Raw genomic sequence first — 17,402 nt, 5'->3', positions numbered from 1 at the left:
CGCGGCCCGTATACGACCGCGGCGGCCTCCAGGCGCGCCGCGCGGGGAGCCGTACCCGCGGGCTGTCCATGATGTGGGACGACGGCGAGTGTTCCGGATCACCTCCGGCCGTCCGCACCGCCGCACAGCTGGTGGGGAAAACCCAGGAAACCTGAGTAACACGAGGTTCACAAACGGGCAACGGTCGGGAAATCCGGCATTGCGAAGCTGCGCCCCATACCGCTGCACCCGCAAAGGATGAGGCCCCCCGTGAGCATCAAGGCTGAGTACATCTGGATCGACGGCACCGAGCCGACCGCCAAACTTCGTTCGAAGACGAAGATACTGGCGCAGGCCGTCGCCGGCGTCGCCGAGCTGCCCATCTGGGGCTTCGACGGGTCCAGCACGAACCAGGCCGAGGGCCACGCCTCCGACCGGGTCCTGAAGCCGGTCTTCACCTGCCCGGACCCGATCCGCGGCGGGGACGACATCCTCGTCCTGTGCGAGGTCCTGAACACGGACATGACCCCGCACTCGTCCAACACCCGTGCGGCGCTGGCCGAGGTCGCGGAGCGGTACGCCGCCCAGGAGCCGATCTTCGGCATCGAGCAGGAGTACACCTTCTTCGACGGCGAGCGCCCGCTCGGCTTCCCGGCCGGCGGCTTCCCCGCCCCGCAGGGCGGTTACTACTGCGGTGTCGGCGCCGACGAGATCTTCGGCCGTGACGTCGTCGAGGCGCACCTGGAGAACTGCCTGAAGGCGGGCCTGGGCATCTCCGGCATCAACGCCGAGGTCATGCCGGGCCAGTGGGAGTTCCAGGTCGGCCCGCTGGCGCCGCTGGAGGTCTCCGACCAGCTGTGGGTGGCCCGCTGGCTGCTCTACCGCACCGCCGAGGACTTCAACGTCTCCGCCACCCTCGACCCCAAGCCGGTCAAGGGCGACTGGAACGGCGCGGGCGCGCACACCAACTTCTCGACGAAGGCGATGCGCGAGGGCTACGACGCGATCATCACCGCGTGCGAGTCGCTCGGCGAGGGCTCCAAGCCGATGGACCACGTCAAGAACTACGGCGCGGGCATCGACGACCGTCTGACCGGTCTGCACGAGACCGCCCCGTGGAACGAGTACAGCTACGGCGTCTCCGACCGCGGCGCCTCCGTCCGCATCCCGTGGCAGGTCGAGAAGGACGGCAAGGGCTACATCGAGGACCGCCGTCCGAACGCCAACGTCGACCCGTACGTGGTGACGCGCCTGCTGGTGGACACCTGCTGCGAGGCCCTGGAGAAGGCCGGCCAGGTCTGATCCACGGGCACGGCGTACGGGGGGCGTACCCACACCGTACGCACGCCGGGAGGGCGCCCGCCGGGACCGGCGGGCGCCCTCTCGCACGACCGCACTACACTCTGCCGGGTCCTTCCCCCGTTCGTACGAAGAGGCCCCCGCATGACGCAGCCGCTGACGTCGGCATCCAGCGGCACCGCACACGTGCCCCGGCCGCGGCGGCCGGTGCCGGGGGACGGGCCGGCGCCACGGCTCGACTCGCTGACCGGTCTGCGATGGTGGGCGGCTTTCGCGGTGTTCGCGCACCATATGACGAACCTGGCGCCGCTGCCCGTCTACGAGTTCCTCTCGTACGGCACCTACGGCGTCACCCTCTTCTTCGTCCTGTCCGGGTTCGTCCTCACCTGGTCGGCCCGGCCCGGCGTCACGGCACCGACCTTCTACTGGCGGCGCCTCGCACGGATCCATCCGTCGCACCTCGTCGCGCTGCTGGCCGCCCTCCCGGTCTTCTACAGCCTCCACCCCGAGCCCGCCGACTGGTGGGTGAAACCGTTCAGCGCCGGCATCCTGCTGCTGTCGGTGGTGCTGCTCCAGGGCTGGTCGCTCGACCCGGTCGTCACCTTCTCCGGCAACCCGGCGGCGTGGACGCTGACGTGCGAGTACTTCTTCTACGCCCTGCACCCCGCGCTGCACCGGCTGTTCGGCCGGGTCCGGGCGCGCGGGGCGCTGGCGCTGACGGTGCTCGCCTTCGCCGCCGCGCTGCTCCACCGGACGGCCGCCTGGGCGTGGCCCGCCTCCTGGCTCGCGGACGTGCCGTATCCGGTCGTACGGCTCAGCGAGTTCGTCATCGGCATCGGCATCGCGCGCGCCATGCTCACGGGGTGGCGGGTGCGCGTGCGGCCGCTCTGGTGCTACCTGGGCGCGGGGGCGCTCGTCGGGTGGCTGGTGATGAGCGAGGGCCGCTCGTTCGACAGCGCGGCCGTGGAGTTCGTCGCGGACGTCGTGCGGGTCGCCAAGGCGGAGTGGATCATCGTCGCGTGCGCGGCGATGATCGCGGCGGTGGCGTGGAGCGATGTCGTGGGCCGGCGTTCGCTGCTGCGCGGGCGGGCACTCGTCCGGCTCGGTGAGTGGTCGTTCGCCTTCTACCTGGTGCACGCCACCTTCATCTACGCGCTGCGGGACGTCCACGGCCGTCAGCCGGTGGGCTGGTCGAACCTGCTGTGGTACGGGGCGCTGCTGCTGGTCTCGCTGGTCGCCGCCGCGGCGCTGCACCATCTGGTGGAGCGTCCGGCCGAGCGCCGGCTGCGCACATGGTGGGACAAGCGGGCGACGTCACGCGCCACTTCTGCTTGAATGGGGGCATGGACAGCCTTCGGAACATCGCGCCGGGTCGCAGTGACCTCGAGCCGTTCTGGCCGTCCCGTCAGCACCACGACTTCGACCGGGTGTGTTGCCGCGTGAGGAACGCGCCGGCCCTCTAAAGCCCTCGGCACCTTCGTGTCCGGGCCTTCGGCCGTCGCGCACAGGCGTTCTCCGTCCCTCCGCGCGAAAGAGCTGACTCATCATGGCCAACACCCGTACCGTCTCCGCCGCGACCACCACTCCCCCGCCCCTCGGCCGGCACCGGCTGCGTGCCGTCGGCCGGGACGAGGTCGTCGACGTCACCCGGTTGCTGCCGCCGGGCGCGACCTGGCTGCCCGCTCCGGCGCACACCGTGCCCACGCTGCCCGGGCAGCCCCCGATGATCGGGTACCTCCTCCTCGTACCGGCCGAGCAGCAGGAGACCGGCGCCGTGGCCGTGGCGCCCGCCACCGCCGGCGAGGGCCCCGTGACGATCGACACCACCCGGCGCACCGCCCAGGTGGACGGGCGGCAGCTGGAGCTGACGTACCTGGAGTTCGAACTGCTGGCGCACCTGGTCGCGAACCCGCACCGGGTGCACACCCGCGACCAGTTGGTCACCACCGTGTGGGGCTACGGCCACGTCGGCGACGGGCGCACCGTCGACGTCCACGTGGCCCGGCTGCGGCGCAAGCTGGGCGCCGAGCACCGCCACACGATCCGGACCGTGCGGCGGGTCGGCTACACGTACGCGCCCTAGGTGTATTGATCACGATCGTCGCGGACGGCGCTCCGGGCCGCGCGCCGCCGGGCGAGCAGGCCCAGCGTCACGTCCACCGCCAGGAACGCCAGCAGGCTGACGCCCAGCATCGGGACGAACCAGCCCACCAGTGCCGTCGCGGCGGCCACCGGGAGGAGCAGGGCGGCCGGCAGCCTGCGCCAGGCGCCGCGCGGCACCGGGCGGCCGGCGCTCAGCTTCCGTTCCTTCGTGGGCCTGCGCAGCCACCACATGCGGTAGCCCCACACGATGAGCAGGATCAGGCCCAGCATCAGCGCGGCGAGGGCGAGTTGGTTGGGCAGGCCCAGGAAGACGCCCATGTGGGCGTCGATGCCGATACGGGTGAGCTTGGCGAGCAGCGGGTGGTCGTCGAACCGCAGCTCGTCCAGCACCGTGCCGTCGGCCGGGTCGATCGCGACCGCGTCGAGGTGGAGCGGGAACTGCGTGTCGGTCTCCCGGACGACGTATCCGTCGCCCTCGGCCGGGAGGGTCACCGAGATCCGGCCGGCCACCCCGGTGGCGTGGGCGGCCTCGACCGCCCGGTCGATGCCGATGTCGGGGCCCTGCGGGGCCTGCGCGTGGTGGCCGGTGGCGTGGCCCTCGTGGCCGCCGTCCGGGGTCGCGGTGGCCCCGCCGAGGGTGGCGGAGACGGTGGGGGTGGTGGAGCCGAGCCGGGTCCGCAGCACGTCGACGTTCTCGCCGGCGTACCGGGACCAGGTGAGGCCGGTGGCGGAGAGGAGGACGAGTCCGGTCACCGCCCACAGGCCGACGGAGCCGTGCCAGGAGAGGGTGCGGCGACGGGACCCGGGCCCGCGCTCCGGCAGGAACAGGGCGCGCTTCGCGGTCCGCCTGCGGCCCAGCCAGAGCAGCAGGCCACCGAGGGCGACGACCCACATCCAGCTGGCGGCCATCTCGCTGTAGTGGCGGCCGACCTCGCCGAGGTGCAGGTTCGCGTGGAACTCGGAGAGCCAGGCACGCAGCGGAAGGGCGCCCGAACTGCCGTAGCTGGGGAGGTCTCCCCGTACCTCTGCCGTGTAGGGGTCGACGAAGACGGCGAGGGACTTGCCCTCCTCGACCTCGGGGCTGCTCATCAGGACGCGGGTGGTGGCGCCCTCCTCGGGCGACGGCCACACGGCCGTGACGGTGCCCTCCGGGTGGGCCTCGCGGGCGGCGTCGACCTGTGCGGAGAGCGGGAGGACGCGGTCGCCGGCCGGGACCTGGAGCTGGTGGCGGTAGAGGACCTTCTCGGCCTGGAAGGAGAGGGCGTAGAGGAGCCCGCTGACGGCCGCGACGAGGAGGAGCGGGGCTATCAGGAGGCCCGCGTAGAAGTGGATGCGCAGGAGGAGGGGGCGCAGGGCCCCCCATGTCGTGCCGGCCGGAGGGGTGGGGGCCGGGGTCGGTGTGGGGGTGGGTGTGGTCGGTGTGGGGGTGGGTGGTGTGGTGCGGTCGTCAATGGTCATGACTGTCCTGGGAGTCGGCGTTGTCTGCGGCGTACGCGGGTGTTCGCGGCGTACGCAGGGGGAAGCGGCCCCCGGGTCAGACGAGCGTCGCTCCGGGGACCGTGGCGCGGGGTACGGCGGGCGCGGGCGGTCCCCGCCGCGACAGGCTGTGCGCCAGGACGACCCCGTGGTGCCGTCGCGCGGTGCGGGTAGGGGCTCCGCGCGGTGGGCGCGGGGCATCGGGCAGCCGTACGACGGCGAGCAGCAGGCGCAGCGGGGTGAACGCGAGGGCCCCGATGGCCCGGGCGACCCGGAAGAACGCCGCCTCGCCACGGGCGAGCCACAGGGCGCAGACCGCCGCGGCGAGCAGATGGACGGCCACCATGCCGGCGGAGGCCCCGCCGAGGCCGATGGCCGCGAGGGTGGAGGCGCCGTCGGAGGCCGTTGTCTCCGCCATGCCCGCATGGGTGTGGGCATGGGCGGGGGCAGGGGCGGGGGCGGCGGTGTGGTGGTGGTGGCCCGCGCCGAAGGTGACGTGCAGGGTGGCCTGGAGGGTGAGGAGGCCCGTCGCGATGAAGGGCGTCCCTCTGCGGCGGGACGCGGCCAGCCAGGCCGGGGTCGCCGTCGACACGAAGGCGGCGAGCAGCGCGGTCGGCGGAATGCTGTGCGCAGACATGGACGAATGCCCCACTGCGGCCAAAGCCACACACACGACCGCGAACAGTGCGGCCCGCAAGGCGCGCATCGGCGACCGGGGATCCGTCATCGTCCGCACATGGTGCCACCCCGCTGCCCCGGGCGGCAGAGCAGGTGCCCTCCGGGCCTGCTGATCGGTCCGGTTCCGTTCTCCTGGTAGCGGAAAGGCCGGGCCGCGCCCCGGACCTCGGGCACAGTCACCGGATGAGACTTCTGATTCTTGGTGGTACGGAGTTCGCCGGGCGCGCCGTGGCGGACGCGGCTCTCGCCCGGGGCGGGCAGGTGACGGTCTTCCACCGCGGTCGCCATGAGCCGCCCGCCGGGGTGACGTCCCTGCTCGGCGACCGCACCGCGCCCGGCGGGCTCTCCGCCCTGGCGGACGCGCCCGGGTCCTGGGACGTGGTCGTCGACACGTGGGCGGACGCGCCCGTGGCCGTACGGGACGCGGCGCGGCTGCTCGCGGAGCGGGCCGGGCGGTACGTGTACGTCTCCAGCCGGTCGGTGTACGCGTGGCCCCCGGCGGCGGGGCTGGCCGAGGACGGTCCGCTCGTCACGGCGTCCCCGGACGCCACCGATGTGCCGTACGCCGAGGCGAAGCGGGGCGGCGAGCTGGCCGCGGCAGGGAAGTTCGGTGAGGAGCGCACGCTGATGGCCCGCGTGGGCCTGCTCATCGGGCCGGGCGAGAACGTGGGCCGTCTGCCGTGGTGGCTGAACCGGATCGCCCGGGGTGGCCCCGTGCTCGCGCCGGGCCCGCGCGACCTGCCCCTGCAGTACATCGACGCGCGCGACCTGGCGGCGTGGATCCTGGACGCCGCGGAGGCCGGGCTCTCCGGCCCGTACAACCTGGTCTCGCCGCCCGGGCACACGACGATGGGCGACCTGCTGGACGCGTGCGTGCGCGTCACCGGCTCGGACGCCGAACTGCGCTGGACGGAGCCGCGGACGATCCTCGACGCGGGCATCGAGCCCTGGAGCCAGCTGCCCATCTGGACGCCGCCGGGCGAGATGTACGACGCGATGCACCGTGCCGACGTCTCCAAGGCCGTCGCGGCCGGCCTGCGGTGCCGCCCCGCGGCCGAGACGGTCGCCGACACCTGGGCGTGGCTGCGCACGCTCGGCGGGACGGCGCCGCAGCGCGCGGACCGGGCGCGGGTGGGGGTGACCCCGGAGCAGGAGGCGAAGGCGCTGGGCCTCTGACGGGCGGGCCGTGGCGGTGCGGCGGGCGGGCGGCGCGCGGGCGGCGCGGGTGCGCTCCGGGGCCATGAGGGGGTGACGCGGATCCGCCGCCCGGGTGTGACGCGGATCGGCCGCGCGGGTGTGACGCGGATCGGCCGCGCGGGTGTGACGCGGGCGCGGCGGACTTCCCGGGAGGGTTCGCCCGCTTTGCGGACGTAGATTTCTACGAAACCGTACGCACGCTGAACGTGCCGCCCACCGCCTCCGTATGCAACGGAGCGGTTCTCCCCTCCCGGGATTGGAGTTCCATGGGACGCACACGAAAACGCTCAACGCTGGCCAACCGGGCGATCGCCGCCTCGGCTGCCCTGATACTGGGCGGGGGTGGGCTGATTGCGGCCAATTTCTACGCATCCGCGGGTGAAGGCTGGTACAGCCCGCCGCCTCAGCAACAGAACACCCTCAATGCCGGTCAGCAGGTATCGACCATCGACTGCCCCGAGGTCGCCAACGGCCTTCCCCAAGTGCCCGATCAGGCGCGCGGGGAAGTGGACCGTGAACTGGCGAACATGGACAGTCAGATCACCGAGGCCTACCAGCGGTTCGCCGAGCAGAAGCAACGGATTCAGCAGGATCCCCGGTTCGCCGAGAATGCCATTCTCAATCCGTTGAAGGACAAGCGGGTGGCGGCGATCGAGCGGATCACCATCTCCATCGGCCGCAGCGCGGAGCGCCCGCAGGGCCTGGAGAGCATGGCGCCGTGCACCCTGCGCGCGGACGACGCCGACAACCAGAACGGGGACGGTCAGAACGGTCAGAACGGCGGCGGCCAGAACGGCGACAACCAGGGCCAGGGCGATGAGCAGGGCCAGGACCAAGGCCAAGGCCAGGACCAGGGCCAAGGCCAGGGCAACGGCAACGGTCAGGGGCAGGGACAGGCCGGTAACGGTCCCGTCGCCGGTGACTTCGTCGACATCCAGTCCGTCCAGCCCAACGTCCGCAACCCCCGAAAGCTGCGCGGCGCCTCCCGAGGCGTCTTCACCACCGACTGCGGCCGCAACGAGAACGGGAAGTTCAACCCGGACAACGTGATCGTCGCACCGGGCGTGAGCAATGGCGCCCACCATATGCACGACTACGTGGGCAACCAGGCCAATGACGCCTTCGCCAGCGACGACGACCTCGCCCGCGGCCGGACGACCTGCCGCAACCAGGGTGACAAGTCGACGTACTTCTGGCCGGTCCTGCGCCTGCAGAACGGGCAGAACGACAATGACGCCAACGCCGACGGCGGCGGAAAGGACCAGAACGTCGGCGAGATCCAGACACCCGTCCAGGTCACCATGAATTTCGTGGGCAGCCCGGTGTCGAAGGTCACCGCCATGCCGCGCTTCCTGCGGATCATCACCGGGGACGCCAAGGCATTCACCAACGGTGACGCCAACGCGAACGCTTCCTGGAGCTGCACCGGATTCGAGGACCGCCAGCTGAAGGACAAGTACCCGGTCTGTCCCGAGGGAAGTGACGTCGTACGGACATTCAAGTTCCAGAGCTGCTGGGACGGCCAGAACACCGACAGCGCCAATCACCGCACGCATGTCGCCTTCGCGGACGGGAACGGACGCTGCCCCCAGGGCTTCCGGGCCATTCCGCAGCTGGTCCAGCGGATCGTCTACGACGTCCCGGCCGGTACGACCTTCGCCGTGGACTCGTTCCCCGAGCAGCTCCACAAGCCGGTCACCGACCACGGGGATTTCATCAATGTCTTCAACAGCGGCGTGATGAAGCAGATGGTGAACTGCATCAACGGCGGTCGCCGTTGCGCCTGATCACCATCTGACCCATCCCAAGAACCTGCGCGGTCAGCTCCCGTGGTGCCCCGAGTGGGACCCCTCGTCGCCCCCACCGCCACTCCTCCCCGAGTGGTGTGACGAACCGGTCTCCACCGCACCGCCGAGCCGGCCGCGCAGCGCTGTGACCACCTTCTCGTCCCCCGACACGACCCACTTGCGGCCGACGAGGTAGGTGCCGCCGTAGTCGTTGGCCTCATTGATCCACTCGCGCTGACCCCGGTCGGTGGCGAAGGTGGTCAGCACGTACTTCCTTCCGTCCTCCGTCTCGCAGTTCGCCTGGCGGAGTTCCTTGGCGTCCGTGGAGACGTTCGGCTCGCAGGCGGCCTTGGCGGCCAGCTGCTCCAGGGTGCCCGTCGCCGTGGGCGGCGCCGCGTCGGCCGTCCCCCCGGCCTTGCCGTCCGTCCCGCCCCCCGCTTCGCAGCCCGCGAGGGCCGGGAGCGCCAGGGCCACCAGGGTGGCGGCCATTCGTGCCGTACGAGTTCGTCGTTCCGTGCGCATCCGGCCATCGTGCCGGTTCGCACCCCTGTTCCGGGCCCGAACCCCCGGTAACGTGCGCACCCCACAGACCTGATGGCCCGTCAGCATCATGGAGGAGCGCCGATGCCCCGAGTACCGAGGGACAAAGTGCCGGAGTCCGCAGCACCGGTGGGCGCGGGGCCGCTGCCCGGACCGTCGAGACGTACGCTGCTGGGCACCGCCGGCGCGATCGGCGCGGGCGCCGCCCTCGCCGGGAACGGGACCGCCTCGGCCATCGGGACCGGTGACGACGCGCCCCGCGCGGACCCGCTCCGCGTCACCCGCGCCGCCCTCGGACGGCTCCTCCCGGCTCACGCGGACCAGTTCCGCCTCCACCACCTCACAAGCGGTCCGGAACGCTTCCGCGTCACGGGCACCACGGGCCGCGTCGAGGTCGCGGGCACCGGCCCCGCCACCCTCCTGACCGGGGTCCACTGGTACCTGAAATACGGCTGCGGCGCCCACATCTCCTGGTCGGGCACCCAGCTCGACCTCCCGCGCCGGCTCCCCGCGCCCCGCGCGCCCCTCGCCCGCGAGGCCACCGTCCCGCACCGCTTCGCGTTCAACGACACGCACGACGGCTACACCGCCCCCTACGCCGACTGGCCCCGCTGGGAGCGGCTGATCGACGTGCTCGCCCTGCACGGCTGCAACGAGGTTCTCGTCACCGCCGGGCAGGAGGCGGTCTACCACCGGCTCCTGACGGACTTCGGGTACTCCGACGCCGAGGCCCGCGCCTGGCTGCCCGCGCCCTCCCACCAGCCCTGGTGGCTGCTCCAGAACATGAGCGGCTACGGCGGTCCGCCGAGCCCGGAGCTGATCGCCCGCCGAGCCGCTCTCGGCCGCCGCATCGCCGACCGGATGCGCGAGCTGGGCATCTCCCCGGTCCTGCCCGGCTACTTCGGCACCGTCCCGGAGGGCTTCGCCGCCCGCAACCCGGGCGCCCGCACGGTCCCGCAGGGCGTGTGGGCGGGGCTGCGGCGGCCCGACTGGCTCGATCCGCGCACCGAGGTCTTCCGGCGGGTCGCGGCGGCCTTCTACCGGCACCAGGCCGACCTCTTCGGCGACGTGCGCCACTTCAAGATGGACCTGCTCCACGAGGGCGGCTCACCCGGCGACGTACCCGTCGCGGACGCGGCGCGGGCCGTCGAGGCCGCCCTCCGGGAAGCCCGCCCGGGCGCGACGTGGGTGATCCTCGGCTGGCAGGGCAACCCGCGCCGCGAGCTGCTCGACGCGCTCGACAAGCGCACGCTCCTCGTCGTGGACGGGCTGTCCGACCTGGAGACGGTCACCGACCGCGAGAAGGACTGGGGCGGCGCCCCGTACGCCTTCGGCACCATCCCCAACTTCGGCGGGCGCACCACCCTCGGCGCCAAGACCCACCTGTGGACCGAGCGGTTCCCCGCCTGGCGCGACAAGCCGGGCTCCGCGCTCGCCGGGACGGCGTACATGCCGGAGGCCGCCGAACGCGACCCGGCCGCCCTGGAGCTGTTCTCCGAGCTGGCCTGGCGCGCGGAGCCCGTGGACCGCGTCCGCTGGTTCGAGGAGTACGCGGACCTGCGCTACGGCGGCCGGGACGCACGCGCGCGTGAGGCCTTCGCCGTCCTGCGGGACACCGCCTACCGGATCACCAGCCGCGACGGCCGCCCGCACGACTCGATCTTCGCCGCCCGGCCGAGCCTCTCCGCCGCCTCCGGCGCCCACTACGCCACCCACTCCCCCGCCTTCGACTCCGCCGGCTTCGACCGGGCGTTCGCCGCGCTGCTCGCCGTCCGCGAACCGCTGCGCCGCTCCGACGCCTACCGCTACGACCTGACCGACCTCGGCCGCCAAGTGATCGCCAACCGCTCCTGGCAACTGATCGGACAGCTGAAAGCGGCGTTCACACGCAAGGACGTGGACACCTTCCGCGCCCTGTCCCGGCTGTGGCTGCGGCTGATGCGGCTGAGCGACGACATGACCGGCTCGCACCGCGCCTTCCTCCTGGGCCCCTGGCTGGCCGACGCCCGCCGGGAGGGCGAGGGGCTGGAGCGCACCGCCCGCGTCCTCCTCACCACCTGGGCGGACCGTCCCACCGCCGACGCCGGACGGCTCGCCAACTACGCCAACCGCGACTGGTCCGGCCTCATCGCCGACTTCCACCTCCCCCACTGGCAGGCCTTCCTCGACGAGCTGGAGGACGCCCTCGTCCAGGGCCGCGCCCCCGCCGACTTCGACTGGTACGCGATCGAGGAGCCCTGGAGCCACGAGACGGGGCCCTACCCCCTGCGCCCCCTCCACGATCCGTACCGCACGGCGCGAAGAGTCCACGAGGTGCTCTCCCGCGCCCCCTACCAGGGCTCCGTCACGGTCTCCAGCGACCCGGCCGCGCTCACCCCGGGCTCCACCGCCCACGTCACCGCCGCCTTTCGCAACGTCAACGGCCTGCGCGCCACCGGCCGCGTCACCCTCGCCCTGACCGTGCTCGGCGGCGAGCAGCCGCCCCGCGCGCTCCCCGCCGTCCCGGCGGCCGGCACGGGCACCGCCTCCTGGCGGGTCACCGCCCCCGCCCGCCCGCTCACCGCCCCCGTCGAACCGCTCCCCTACGAGCTGCGCGCGACGTACGGCCCGCGGGGCGAGCAGCCGGTCACCACCGTCCACCCCGGCAGCCTGTACGTCGCCGGGCCCCTGGACGCGGCGTGGCGCACGTACACCACCAACGGCGCCGTCTTCGGGCAGCTGGACGACCGGTACGCCATCAACGGCGGCGGCGTGGACCTGTGGAAGGCCGTCACCGAGTTCGGCACCCTCTACCGGGAAGGTGCCTGCGCGGACGGCGCGACCCTGGCCGTGCGCGTGGACGCGCAGGACCCGACGGGCGGCTGGGCGCGCGCCGGCATCGTCGTGCGCGACGCCCTGGCCACCCCCGGGGCGCCCGGTTTCCTCAACCTGGCGGTCACCCCGGGCAACGGCGTGGCCCTGACGTACGACGCGGACGGCGACGGCGCCCTCGACACCCACCGGCGGATCACCGGCGTCCGCGCCCCCGTGGCGCTGCGCCTGTCCCGCGCGGGGGACGCCTTCACCGGCGCCTGCTCGACGGACGCCGGCACGACGTGGCGTACGGTCGCCACGGTGCGGGTGCCGGGCGCGGCGGCCGGGCGGGACGCGGGCCTGTTCATGACGGCCGCGAACGGCGGCGGGGCGCGCGGGACGGTGGTGTTCAGCGGGGTGACCGGCTGGGGTGCCGCCGGCAGGTGACCATCCCACGATGCGCTCGTTCTGCTGAACGTGAGCACCCAGGAACTCGCCACCCCCGCCCCCGTCGACGTCGAACAGGCCGAGGCGGCGCTCGTCGAGCACTACCCCCGGCTCGTCCGCATCGCCTATCTGGTGCTGCCGCCCTCCCTCGGCCGCAACCGGCGCGTGCTGACCGCGCACGCGCTCGTGCAGCGCTCCCTGCCCCGGCGCCGCAGCACGGGCGTCGACGCCGCGATGCCGGGGCAGCGGCGGGCGGCCGGGGACGCGGTCGACCCGGGGTACGCGTTCGTGCGCGGACAGGTGCTGCGCCAGGCGGTGGACGCGGGCCTCCCGCTGAAGCGCGGGTCGCTGCCGAAGCGGGCGCAGCTGCCGCCGCTGCTGCCCCACGTGTGGGGGCTGCGGCTGTTCCCCCGCTCGGGCGGCGCCGACGAACTGGCGCTGGACCAGCGGCTGTCGACGCTGTCCGGGCCGGGCCGCGCGGCCTATGTGCTGCGGGGCCTGGAGCGGCAGGGCGACGCGGAGGTGCGGCGGGTTCTGGGCGCCGCCGGGGTGGAGGACCCGGCGGCGGCGCTGGCCGAGGCGGACACCGTGGAGATGGCGCACGCGCTGCTGGAGTCGCCCGAGTTCGACCCGTGTTCGCTGCAGGCGCGCCCCACCGACCTGATGCGGCGGCGCCAGCACACCAAGGCCGCCCTGGCGGCGCTGGCCGCCGCGGTGGTGTGCGGGGCGCTGCTGGGCCTGCCCGGGGAGGGCTGGGGGCCCGACGGCGCCGCGGCCCCGGCGTACGCCCGCAACCCGGTGGCGGAGGCGGCGCTCGACCCGGGCCATGTGCGGCGCGTCGCCCCGGCCATGTGGCAGCGGTCGGCCCGCACGGACTTCTCGGTGTGGCCCGCGCGGGGCGGGCTCGTCGACGACTCGGCGCTGCTGCGGCGGGCGCTGGCCGTGTGGGCGCGCCCGGGTCGTACGGTGCAGGTGTCGGCAGCGCCCGGGACGCCGCCGGGGCCGCCCATGGGGCCGCCGCAGCTGCTGTTCGCCGGGGAGGTGGATCAGGCGCGGGTGGTGCTGTTCCACGACGGGCTGCGCGCCGTGCGGTACGCGGAGCCGAAGGACGGCACGGCCGGGGCGGCGATCGACTTCGTCCGTACGGACGGTGCGGACACGGCGTCCGCGGCCGCCCTGGTGGTGGGCCGTACGGCCGCCAACGTCCGCTATCTGACGGCTCCCTGGGTGCGGGACGTGTCGGTACGGGACCTGCTCGACCCGTCGTCGCCGGCGCGGCCCCTGGAGCGGGACGCGCACGGGGTCACCCATCCGGTGCTCAGCCCCCTGGCCCCCACCCAGTGCCGGAGCTGGGACGTGCTGGAGGTGCGCGACGGCGTGACGACCCGGCTGCTGACCGACCTCGGTGAGCTCACCCCCGCCCGGCTGACCTCCGGCCCGCCGTCGGCGCCGGTGGACGTGACGGACCGGGCGGCGCGTGCCGAGTGGGCGCGGACGGCCTGCCTGCTGCCGATGGCGCGCTCGCGCGGCGTCCGGTCGGTGAACTCCTGGCGGTTCGCCGAGCAGGAGCTGCCCGGGACGGGCGGAGCGGCGGACGGCGGCACGGCCCGCTGGCTGTGCACGCGCGCGGAGACCTGGCGCGGTACGGGCAGCAGGGCGCTGGCCCAGCTCCAGGCGCCGGAGCCGAAGGAGGGTGTGGTGACGGCGGGCACGGTCGTGGCGAAGGCCGATGACGCACCGGGGTGCGGGACGCGCGAGCCGCACGTCCTGGCGGGCGCGATGTGGAAGTCGCCGGACGGCCAGTGGTACATGCTCGCCGCCGGCAGCCCGCGGGTGGCCTCGATCGCCGTCTCGGGCGCCGTGACCGACAGCGCGGACGGGCGGCTGCTCGCCGTGAAGGTGGAGGACAAGCCGACCGGTGAGGTCAGGCTCGGCGGGCGGCTGGAGGACGGTACGAAGATCGGGGTACTGCGCTGACGCGCGCGTGACCACCCGGCCGACGCCCGCCTGAACAACCGGCTGCACGACCCTGTCGCCACGGCGTACTCATCAGTACATTGACGCCATGTCTAATACGCAGCCGGCGGCGCTACCGTCGGAGCGGATCGAGCTGAAGGCCCGCAAGGTCTCCTTCGACTGGGAGGAGACCCCGCTCCACTGGGTTCCCGGCGACCCGTTCACCACCCACACCATCAACGTGCTGCACCTGCTGCTCCCGGCCGGGGAGCGCTGGTTCATCCACGTCTACCGGCAGGTCCTGCCGTACATCGGTGACGACCGGCTGCGCGAGGACGTCATCGGGTTCATCGGCCAGGAGGCCATGCACTCCCAGGCCCATGACGACGTACTGCCGCACCTCAAGAGGCTGGGGCTCGACCCGACGCCGTACACCGCGCAGGTCGACTGGCTCTTCGAGAAGCTGCTCGGTGACAGGACGCTGCCGCCCGGCAAGGCGCGGCAGTGGTGGCTCATGGAGCGGGTCGCGCTGATCGCCGCGATCGAGCACTACACCGCGTTCCTGGGCAACTGGGTGCTGAACGCCGAGGAGCTGGACCGGCGCGGCGCCGACCCGATGATGCTGGACCTGCTGCGCTGGCACGGCGCGGAGGAGGTCGAGCACCGCTCGGTTGCCTTCGAGCTGTTCCTGCACGTCGACGGCGGGTACCGGCGGCGGGTGCGGACGTGGGCGACGGCGTTCTCCGCGCTGGTCTTCCTCTGGCAGCGCGGGGTGCGGTTCTTCATGGCGCACGACCCCTCGCCGCTGGACGGGAAGGCCACGTTCCAGGACTTCGTCCGGCGCGGCCGGGAGGGCGTCCTGCCGTCGACCCCGGACATGCTGCGGTCCATACCCCGCTACCTGAGCCGCGCCTACCACCCCTCCCAGGAGGGCAGTACGGCCCAGGCCGCCGCCTACCTCGCCTCGTCCCCGGCCACCGACGGAGGTCACTGACCCATGCCACGCGCGCGTACCGCCGTCCTCGCCGCCGGGGCCGCCCTGCTCGTCAGGCGGGCCATGCGCCGCCGCGTCCGGGCGTCGCCGCTGTGGCCGCTGCCCGCCCTGGAGGAGCCGGTCTCGGGCCGGGGCCGCTCGGCCACCGCCCGCCGCCACGTCCTGGTCACCGAACGCACCTCGCCCGCCGACGGCGTCGTCCGGCTGCGGCTGGAGGGCACCGGCCTGCCGTCCTGGGAGCCGGGCGCCCATCTGGACCTGGTCCTGCCGTCGGGGCTGGTACGGCAGTACTCGCTGTGCGGCGATCCGGCCGAGACCGACACGTACACCATCGCCACCCGGCTCATCGAGGACGGGCGGGGCGGCTCGCGGGAGGTGCACGAGCAGCTGCACGAGGGCACCGAGGTCGAGATCCGCGGGCCGCGCAACCGCTTCCCGCTCGTCGACTCGCCCGCCTACGTCTTCGTCGCGGGCGGCATCGGGATCACGCCCGTCCTGCCGATGGTGCGCGCCGTGCGGGCGGCCGGGGCCCACTGGCGGCTGCTGTACTGCGGGCGCAGCCGGGCGACGATGCCGTTCCTGGAGGAGGTGGAGAGGCTGGGGGACGTCACGGTCGTGGCCGAGGACGAGGCGGGGCTGCCGGATCTCACCTTCCTGTCGGGCCTTCCTGCGGAGACCGAGGTGTACTGCTGCGGTCCGGACGGGCTGATGGACGCGGTGGGCGCGGCTCTCCCGGAGGGGCGGGTGCCGCGTCTGGAGCGGTTCGCGCCGGCGGCGTCGGCCCCGAGTGCCCCGGGCGGTGCCTTCGAGGTCGAACTGCGCCGCTCCGGGCGGACGGTCGCGGTGGCGGCCGGGCAGTCGGTGCTCGCCGCCGTGCGGGCGGAGGTGCCGCATGTGTCGTACTCCTGTGAGCAGGGCTTCTGCGGCACCTGTCAACAGCGGGTGCTGGAGGGCGAGGTCGACCACCGGGACGCGCTGCTGACGGACGGCGAGCGGCATGACTCGATGCTCATCTGCGTCTCGCGCTGCCGCGGCGAACGCCTCGTGCTCGACCTCTGACGGCGGCGGCGGTCACGGCAGCAGGATCCAGTCGGCGGCGAGGGCGGCGGCCAGGCCCACGCCGAGGATCCAGGTGCCGAGCCGGGTGCGGCCGTGCCTGCTGAGTTCGATGACCACGCCGCACAGGATCATGGCCAGTCCGTACACGCCGACCACCAGGACGGAGGTGCGGCTGGCCAGCCGCAGCACCAGGACCACGGCCATGGCCACCAGGAGGACCGATGCGGCGGCGATCCGCAGGCGGCGGGCCTGGCGCGGGGTGAGTCCGGTGCGAGGGGTTTCCCGGTCGGAGAGGCTCATGCTGCGGCAGCGTAACGGAAGGTGTAGCGGGCACTGTTCGAAGGGACGGTTACGCTGTCGCCATGACGACCGGGGTGCGCCGCAGGATGGGTGTCGAGGAGCGCAGACGGCAGCTGATCGGCGTGGCGCTGGAGCTGTTCAGCCGCCGCTCTCCCGAGGACGTGTCGATCGACGAGATCGCCGTCGCCGCGGGCATCTCCCGGCCGCTCGTGTACCACTACTTCCCCGGCAAGCAGAGCCTGTACGAGGCGGCGCTGCGGCGGGCGGCGGACGAGCTGGCGGCAAGGTTCCAGGAGCCGCACGAGGGGCCGCTGGGGGCGCGGCTGCTGCGCGTGATGGGGCGGTTCTTCGACTTCGTGGAGGAGCACGGGCCGGGGTTCGCGGCGCTGATGCGCGGCGGCCCGGCGGTTGGGTCCTCCACCACCAACGCGATGATCGACGAGGTGCGGCAGGCCGCGTACGTGCAGATCCTCGCCCATCTCGGTGTGACCGACCCGCCCGCCCGCCTGGAGCTGGTCGTGCGGTCGTGGGTGTCGCTGGCCGAGTCGACGGCGCTGCTGTGGCTGGAGGGGCGCCGTATCCCGCGAGCCGAGCTGGAGTTGCAGCTGGTGCACGACTTCACGGCGCTGGCCGCGGTGAGCGCCGCGTACGACGACGAGGTGGCGGCGATCCTGCTGGGCATCGTGGCGGGCGAGCCGGCCGACGGGCCGCTGGGCGACCTCATGGGCCGACTCGCGTCGCTGCTGCCGAGGGTGCCCGCTCAGCGCGTGCCGTGACGGCGGCCGGCGCCGGAT

14 protein-coding genes are annotated in these 17,402 nt (G+C 73.5%); 10 read left to right on the top strand and 4 right to left on the bottom strand.

What is annotated here, in order from left to right; genetic code table 11:
* The first annotated feature begins 249 nt into the window (after nt 1-249).
* The 3 genes from glnII to ABZZ38_RS08415 all read left to right on the top strand — a co-directional run bounded on the left by glnII (nt 250) and on the right by ABZZ38_RS08415 (nt 3,361).
* Complete coding sequence (gene glnII, locus ABZZ38_RS08425; protein ID WP_356737069.1) at nt 250-1,281, top strand: glutamine synthetase; 1,032 nt, start codon at nt 250-252, stop codon at nt 1,279-1,281.
* A gap of 141 nt (nt 1,282-1,422) precedes the next feature.
* A complete protein-coding gene (locus tag ABZZ38_RS08420; RefSeq protein WP_356737067.1) occupies nt 1,423-2,613 on the top strand; it encodes an acyltransferase in 1,191 nt (396 codons plus the stop codon).
* A gap of 211 nt (nt 2,614-2,824) precedes the next feature.
* Entirely contained in the window at nt 2,825-3,361 is a 537-nt protein-coding gene (locus tag ABZZ38_RS08415; protein WP_356737065.1) for a winged helix-turn-helix domain-containing protein, read from the top strand.
* Here the strand turns inward: ABZZ38_RS08415 and ABZZ38_RS08410 are convergent.
* Both ABZZ38_RS08410 and ABZZ38_RS08405 read right to left on the bottom strand, forming a co-directional pair.
* The gene (locus ABZZ38_RS08410) at nt 3,358-4,839 is read right to left on the bottom strand and encodes a PepSY domain-containing protein (protein ID WP_356737063.1); all 1,482 of its coding nucleotides are present in this window, start codon (nt 4,837-4,839) and stop codon (nt 3,358-3,360) included. The two genes, ABZZ38_RS08415 and ABZZ38_RS08410, sit on opposite strands and share 4 nt — an antisense overlap.
* Nucleotides 4,840-4,915: 76 nt before the next feature.
* Nucleotides 4,916-5,494, bottom strand: coding sequence for a hypothetical protein (locus ABZZ38_RS08405; RefSeq protein ID WP_356737061.1), 579 nt, complete (start codon nt 5,492-5,494; stop codon nt 4,916-4,918).
* Between the two features lie 224 nt (nt 5,495-5,718).
* Between ABZZ38_RS08405 and ABZZ38_RS08400 the strand changes: the two genes are divergently transcribed.
* Together ABZZ38_RS08400 and ABZZ38_RS08395 are read left to right on the top strand one after the other, a co-directional pair.
* A complete protein-coding gene (locus ABZZ38_RS08400; RefSeq protein ID WP_356737059.1) occupies nt 5,719-6,711 on the top strand; it encodes an NAD-dependent epimerase/dehydratase family protein in 993 nt (330 codons plus the stop codon).
* Nucleotides 6,712-6,998: 287 nt separating this feature from the next.
* Nucleotides 6,999-8,519 carry a DUF1996 domain-containing protein gene (locus ABZZ38_RS08395; protein WP_356737057.1) on the top strand — a complete coding sequence of 507 codons (1,521 nt, stop codon included), beginning with the start codon at nt 6,999-7,001 and terminating at the stop codon, nt 8,517-8,519.
* Between the two features lie 33 nt (nt 8,520-8,552).
* On the opposite strand, the gene ABZZ38_RS08390 is transcribed toward ABZZ38_RS08395, so the two are convergent.
* Nucleotides 8,553-9,008 carry a hypothetical protein gene (locus tag ABZZ38_RS08390; RefSeq protein WP_356737283.1) on the bottom strand — a complete coding sequence of 152 codons (456 nt, stop codon included), beginning with the start codon at nt 9,006-9,008 and terminating at the stop codon, nt 8,553-8,555.
* 195 nt (nt 9,009-9,203) lie between these two features.
* Between ABZZ38_RS08390 and ABZZ38_RS08385 the strand changes: the two genes are divergently transcribed.
* The 4 genes from ABZZ38_RS08385 (at nt 9,204) to ABZZ38_RS08370 (ending at nt 16,308) form a co-directional block, all read left to right on the top strand.
* Nucleotides 9,204-12,299 carry an alpha-N-acetylglucosaminidase gene (locus ABZZ38_RS08385; protein ID WP_356737282.1) on the top strand — a complete coding sequence of 1,032 codons (3,096 nt, stop codon included), beginning with the start codon at nt 9,204-9,206 and terminating at the stop codon, nt 12,297-12,299.
* 21 nt (nt 12,300-12,320) lie between these two features.
* Nucleotides 12,321-14,276 (top strand): hypothetical protein, encoded by a 1,956-nt coding sequence (locus ABZZ38_RS08380; protein ID WP_356737280.1) that lies wholly within the window; start codon nt 12,321-12,323, stop codon nt 14,274-14,276.
* Between the two features lie 88 nt (nt 14,277-14,364).
* Nucleotides 14,365-15,249, top strand: coding sequence for a metal-dependent hydrolase (locus tag ABZZ38_RS08375; RefSeq protein WP_356737055.1), 885 nt, complete (start codon nt 14,365-14,367; stop codon nt 15,247-15,249).
* A 3-nt stretch (nt 15,250-15,252) separates the two neighbouring features.
* On the top strand, nt 15,253-16,308 hold the full coding sequence (locus ABZZ38_RS08370; RefSeq protein WP_356737052.1) for a PDR/VanB family oxidoreductase: 1,056 nt from the start codon (nt 15,253-15,255) through the stop codon (nt 16,306-16,308).
* Nucleotides 16,309-16,320: 12 nt separating this feature from the next.
* Here ABZZ38_RS08370 and ABZZ38_RS08365 read toward each other — a convergent pair whose 3' ends face one another.
* The gene (locus ABZZ38_RS08365; RefSeq protein WP_356737050.1) at nt 16,321-16,608 is read right to left on the bottom strand and encodes a hypothetical protein; all 288 of its coding nucleotides are present in this window, start codon (nt 16,606-16,608) and stop codon (nt 16,321-16,323) included.
* 62 nt (nt 16,609-16,670) lie between these two features.
* Between ABZZ38_RS08365 and ABZZ38_RS08360 the strand changes: the two genes are divergently transcribed.
* Complete coding sequence (locus tag ABZZ38_RS08360; RefSeq protein ID WP_356737048.1) at nt 16,671-17,384, top strand: TetR/AcrR family transcriptional regulator; 714 nt, start codon at nt 16,671-16,673, stop codon at nt 17,382-17,384.
* Nucleotides 17,385-17,402: the final 18 nt, after the last annotated feature.

Source organism: Streptomyces sp. NPDC006368, from assembly GCF_040612535.1.
In the GTDB taxonomy this organism is placed as follows: Bacteria; Actinomycetota; Actinomycetes; order Streptomycetales; family Streptomycetaceae; genus Streptomyces.
The sequence above is the reverse complement of the archived record's forward strand: the minus strand, read 5'-3'. Positions and strand labels throughout refer to the sequence as shown.

Excerpts from the sequence above, each read along its gene's own strand:
- ABZZ38_RS08420 (WP_356737067.1), top strand. The coding sequence starts at position 1,423 with ATGACGCAGCCGCTGACGTCGGCATCCAGCGGCACCGCACACGTGCCC.
- ABZZ38_RS08415 (WP_356737065.1), top strand. The coding sequence starts at position 2,825 with ATGGCCAACACCCGTACCGTCTCCGCCGCGACCACCACTCCCCCGCCC.
- ABZZ38_RS08410 (WP_356737063.1), bottom strand. The coding sequence starts at position 4,839 with ATGACCATTGACGACCGCACCACACCACCCACCCCCACACCGACCACA.
- ABZZ38_RS08405 (WP_356737061.1), bottom strand. The coding sequence starts at position 5,494 with ATGTCTGCGCACAGCATTCCGCCGACCGCGCTGCTCGCCGCCTTCGTG.
- ABZZ38_RS08400 (WP_356737059.1), top strand. The coding sequence starts at position 5,719 with ATGAGACTTCTGATTCTTGGTGGTACGGAGTTCGCCGGGCGCGCCGTG.
- ABZZ38_RS08395 (WP_356737057.1), top strand. The coding sequence starts at position 6,999 with ATGGGACGCACACGAAAACGCTCAACGCTGGCCAACCGGGCGATCGCC.
- ABZZ38_RS08390 (WP_356737283.1), bottom strand. The coding sequence starts at position 9,008 with ATGGCCGCCACCCTGGTGGCCCTGGCGCTCCCGGCCCTCGCGGGCTGC.
- ABZZ38_RS08375 (WP_356737055.1), top strand. The coding sequence starts at position 14,365 with ATGTCTAATACGCAGCCGGCGGCGCTACCGTCGGAGCGGATCGAGCTG.
- ABZZ38_RS08370 (WP_356737052.1), top strand. The coding sequence starts at position 15,253 with ATGCCACGCGCGCGTACCGCCGTCCTCGCCGCCGGGGCCGCCCTGCTC.
- ABZZ38_RS08365 (WP_356737050.1), bottom strand. The coding sequence starts at position 16,608 with ATGAGCCTCTCCGACCGGGAAACCCCTCGCACCGGACTCACCCCGCGC.
- ABZZ38_RS08360 (WP_356737048.1), top strand. The coding sequence starts at position 16,671 with ATGACGACCGGGGTGCGCCGCAGGATGGGTGTCGAGGAGCGCAGACGG.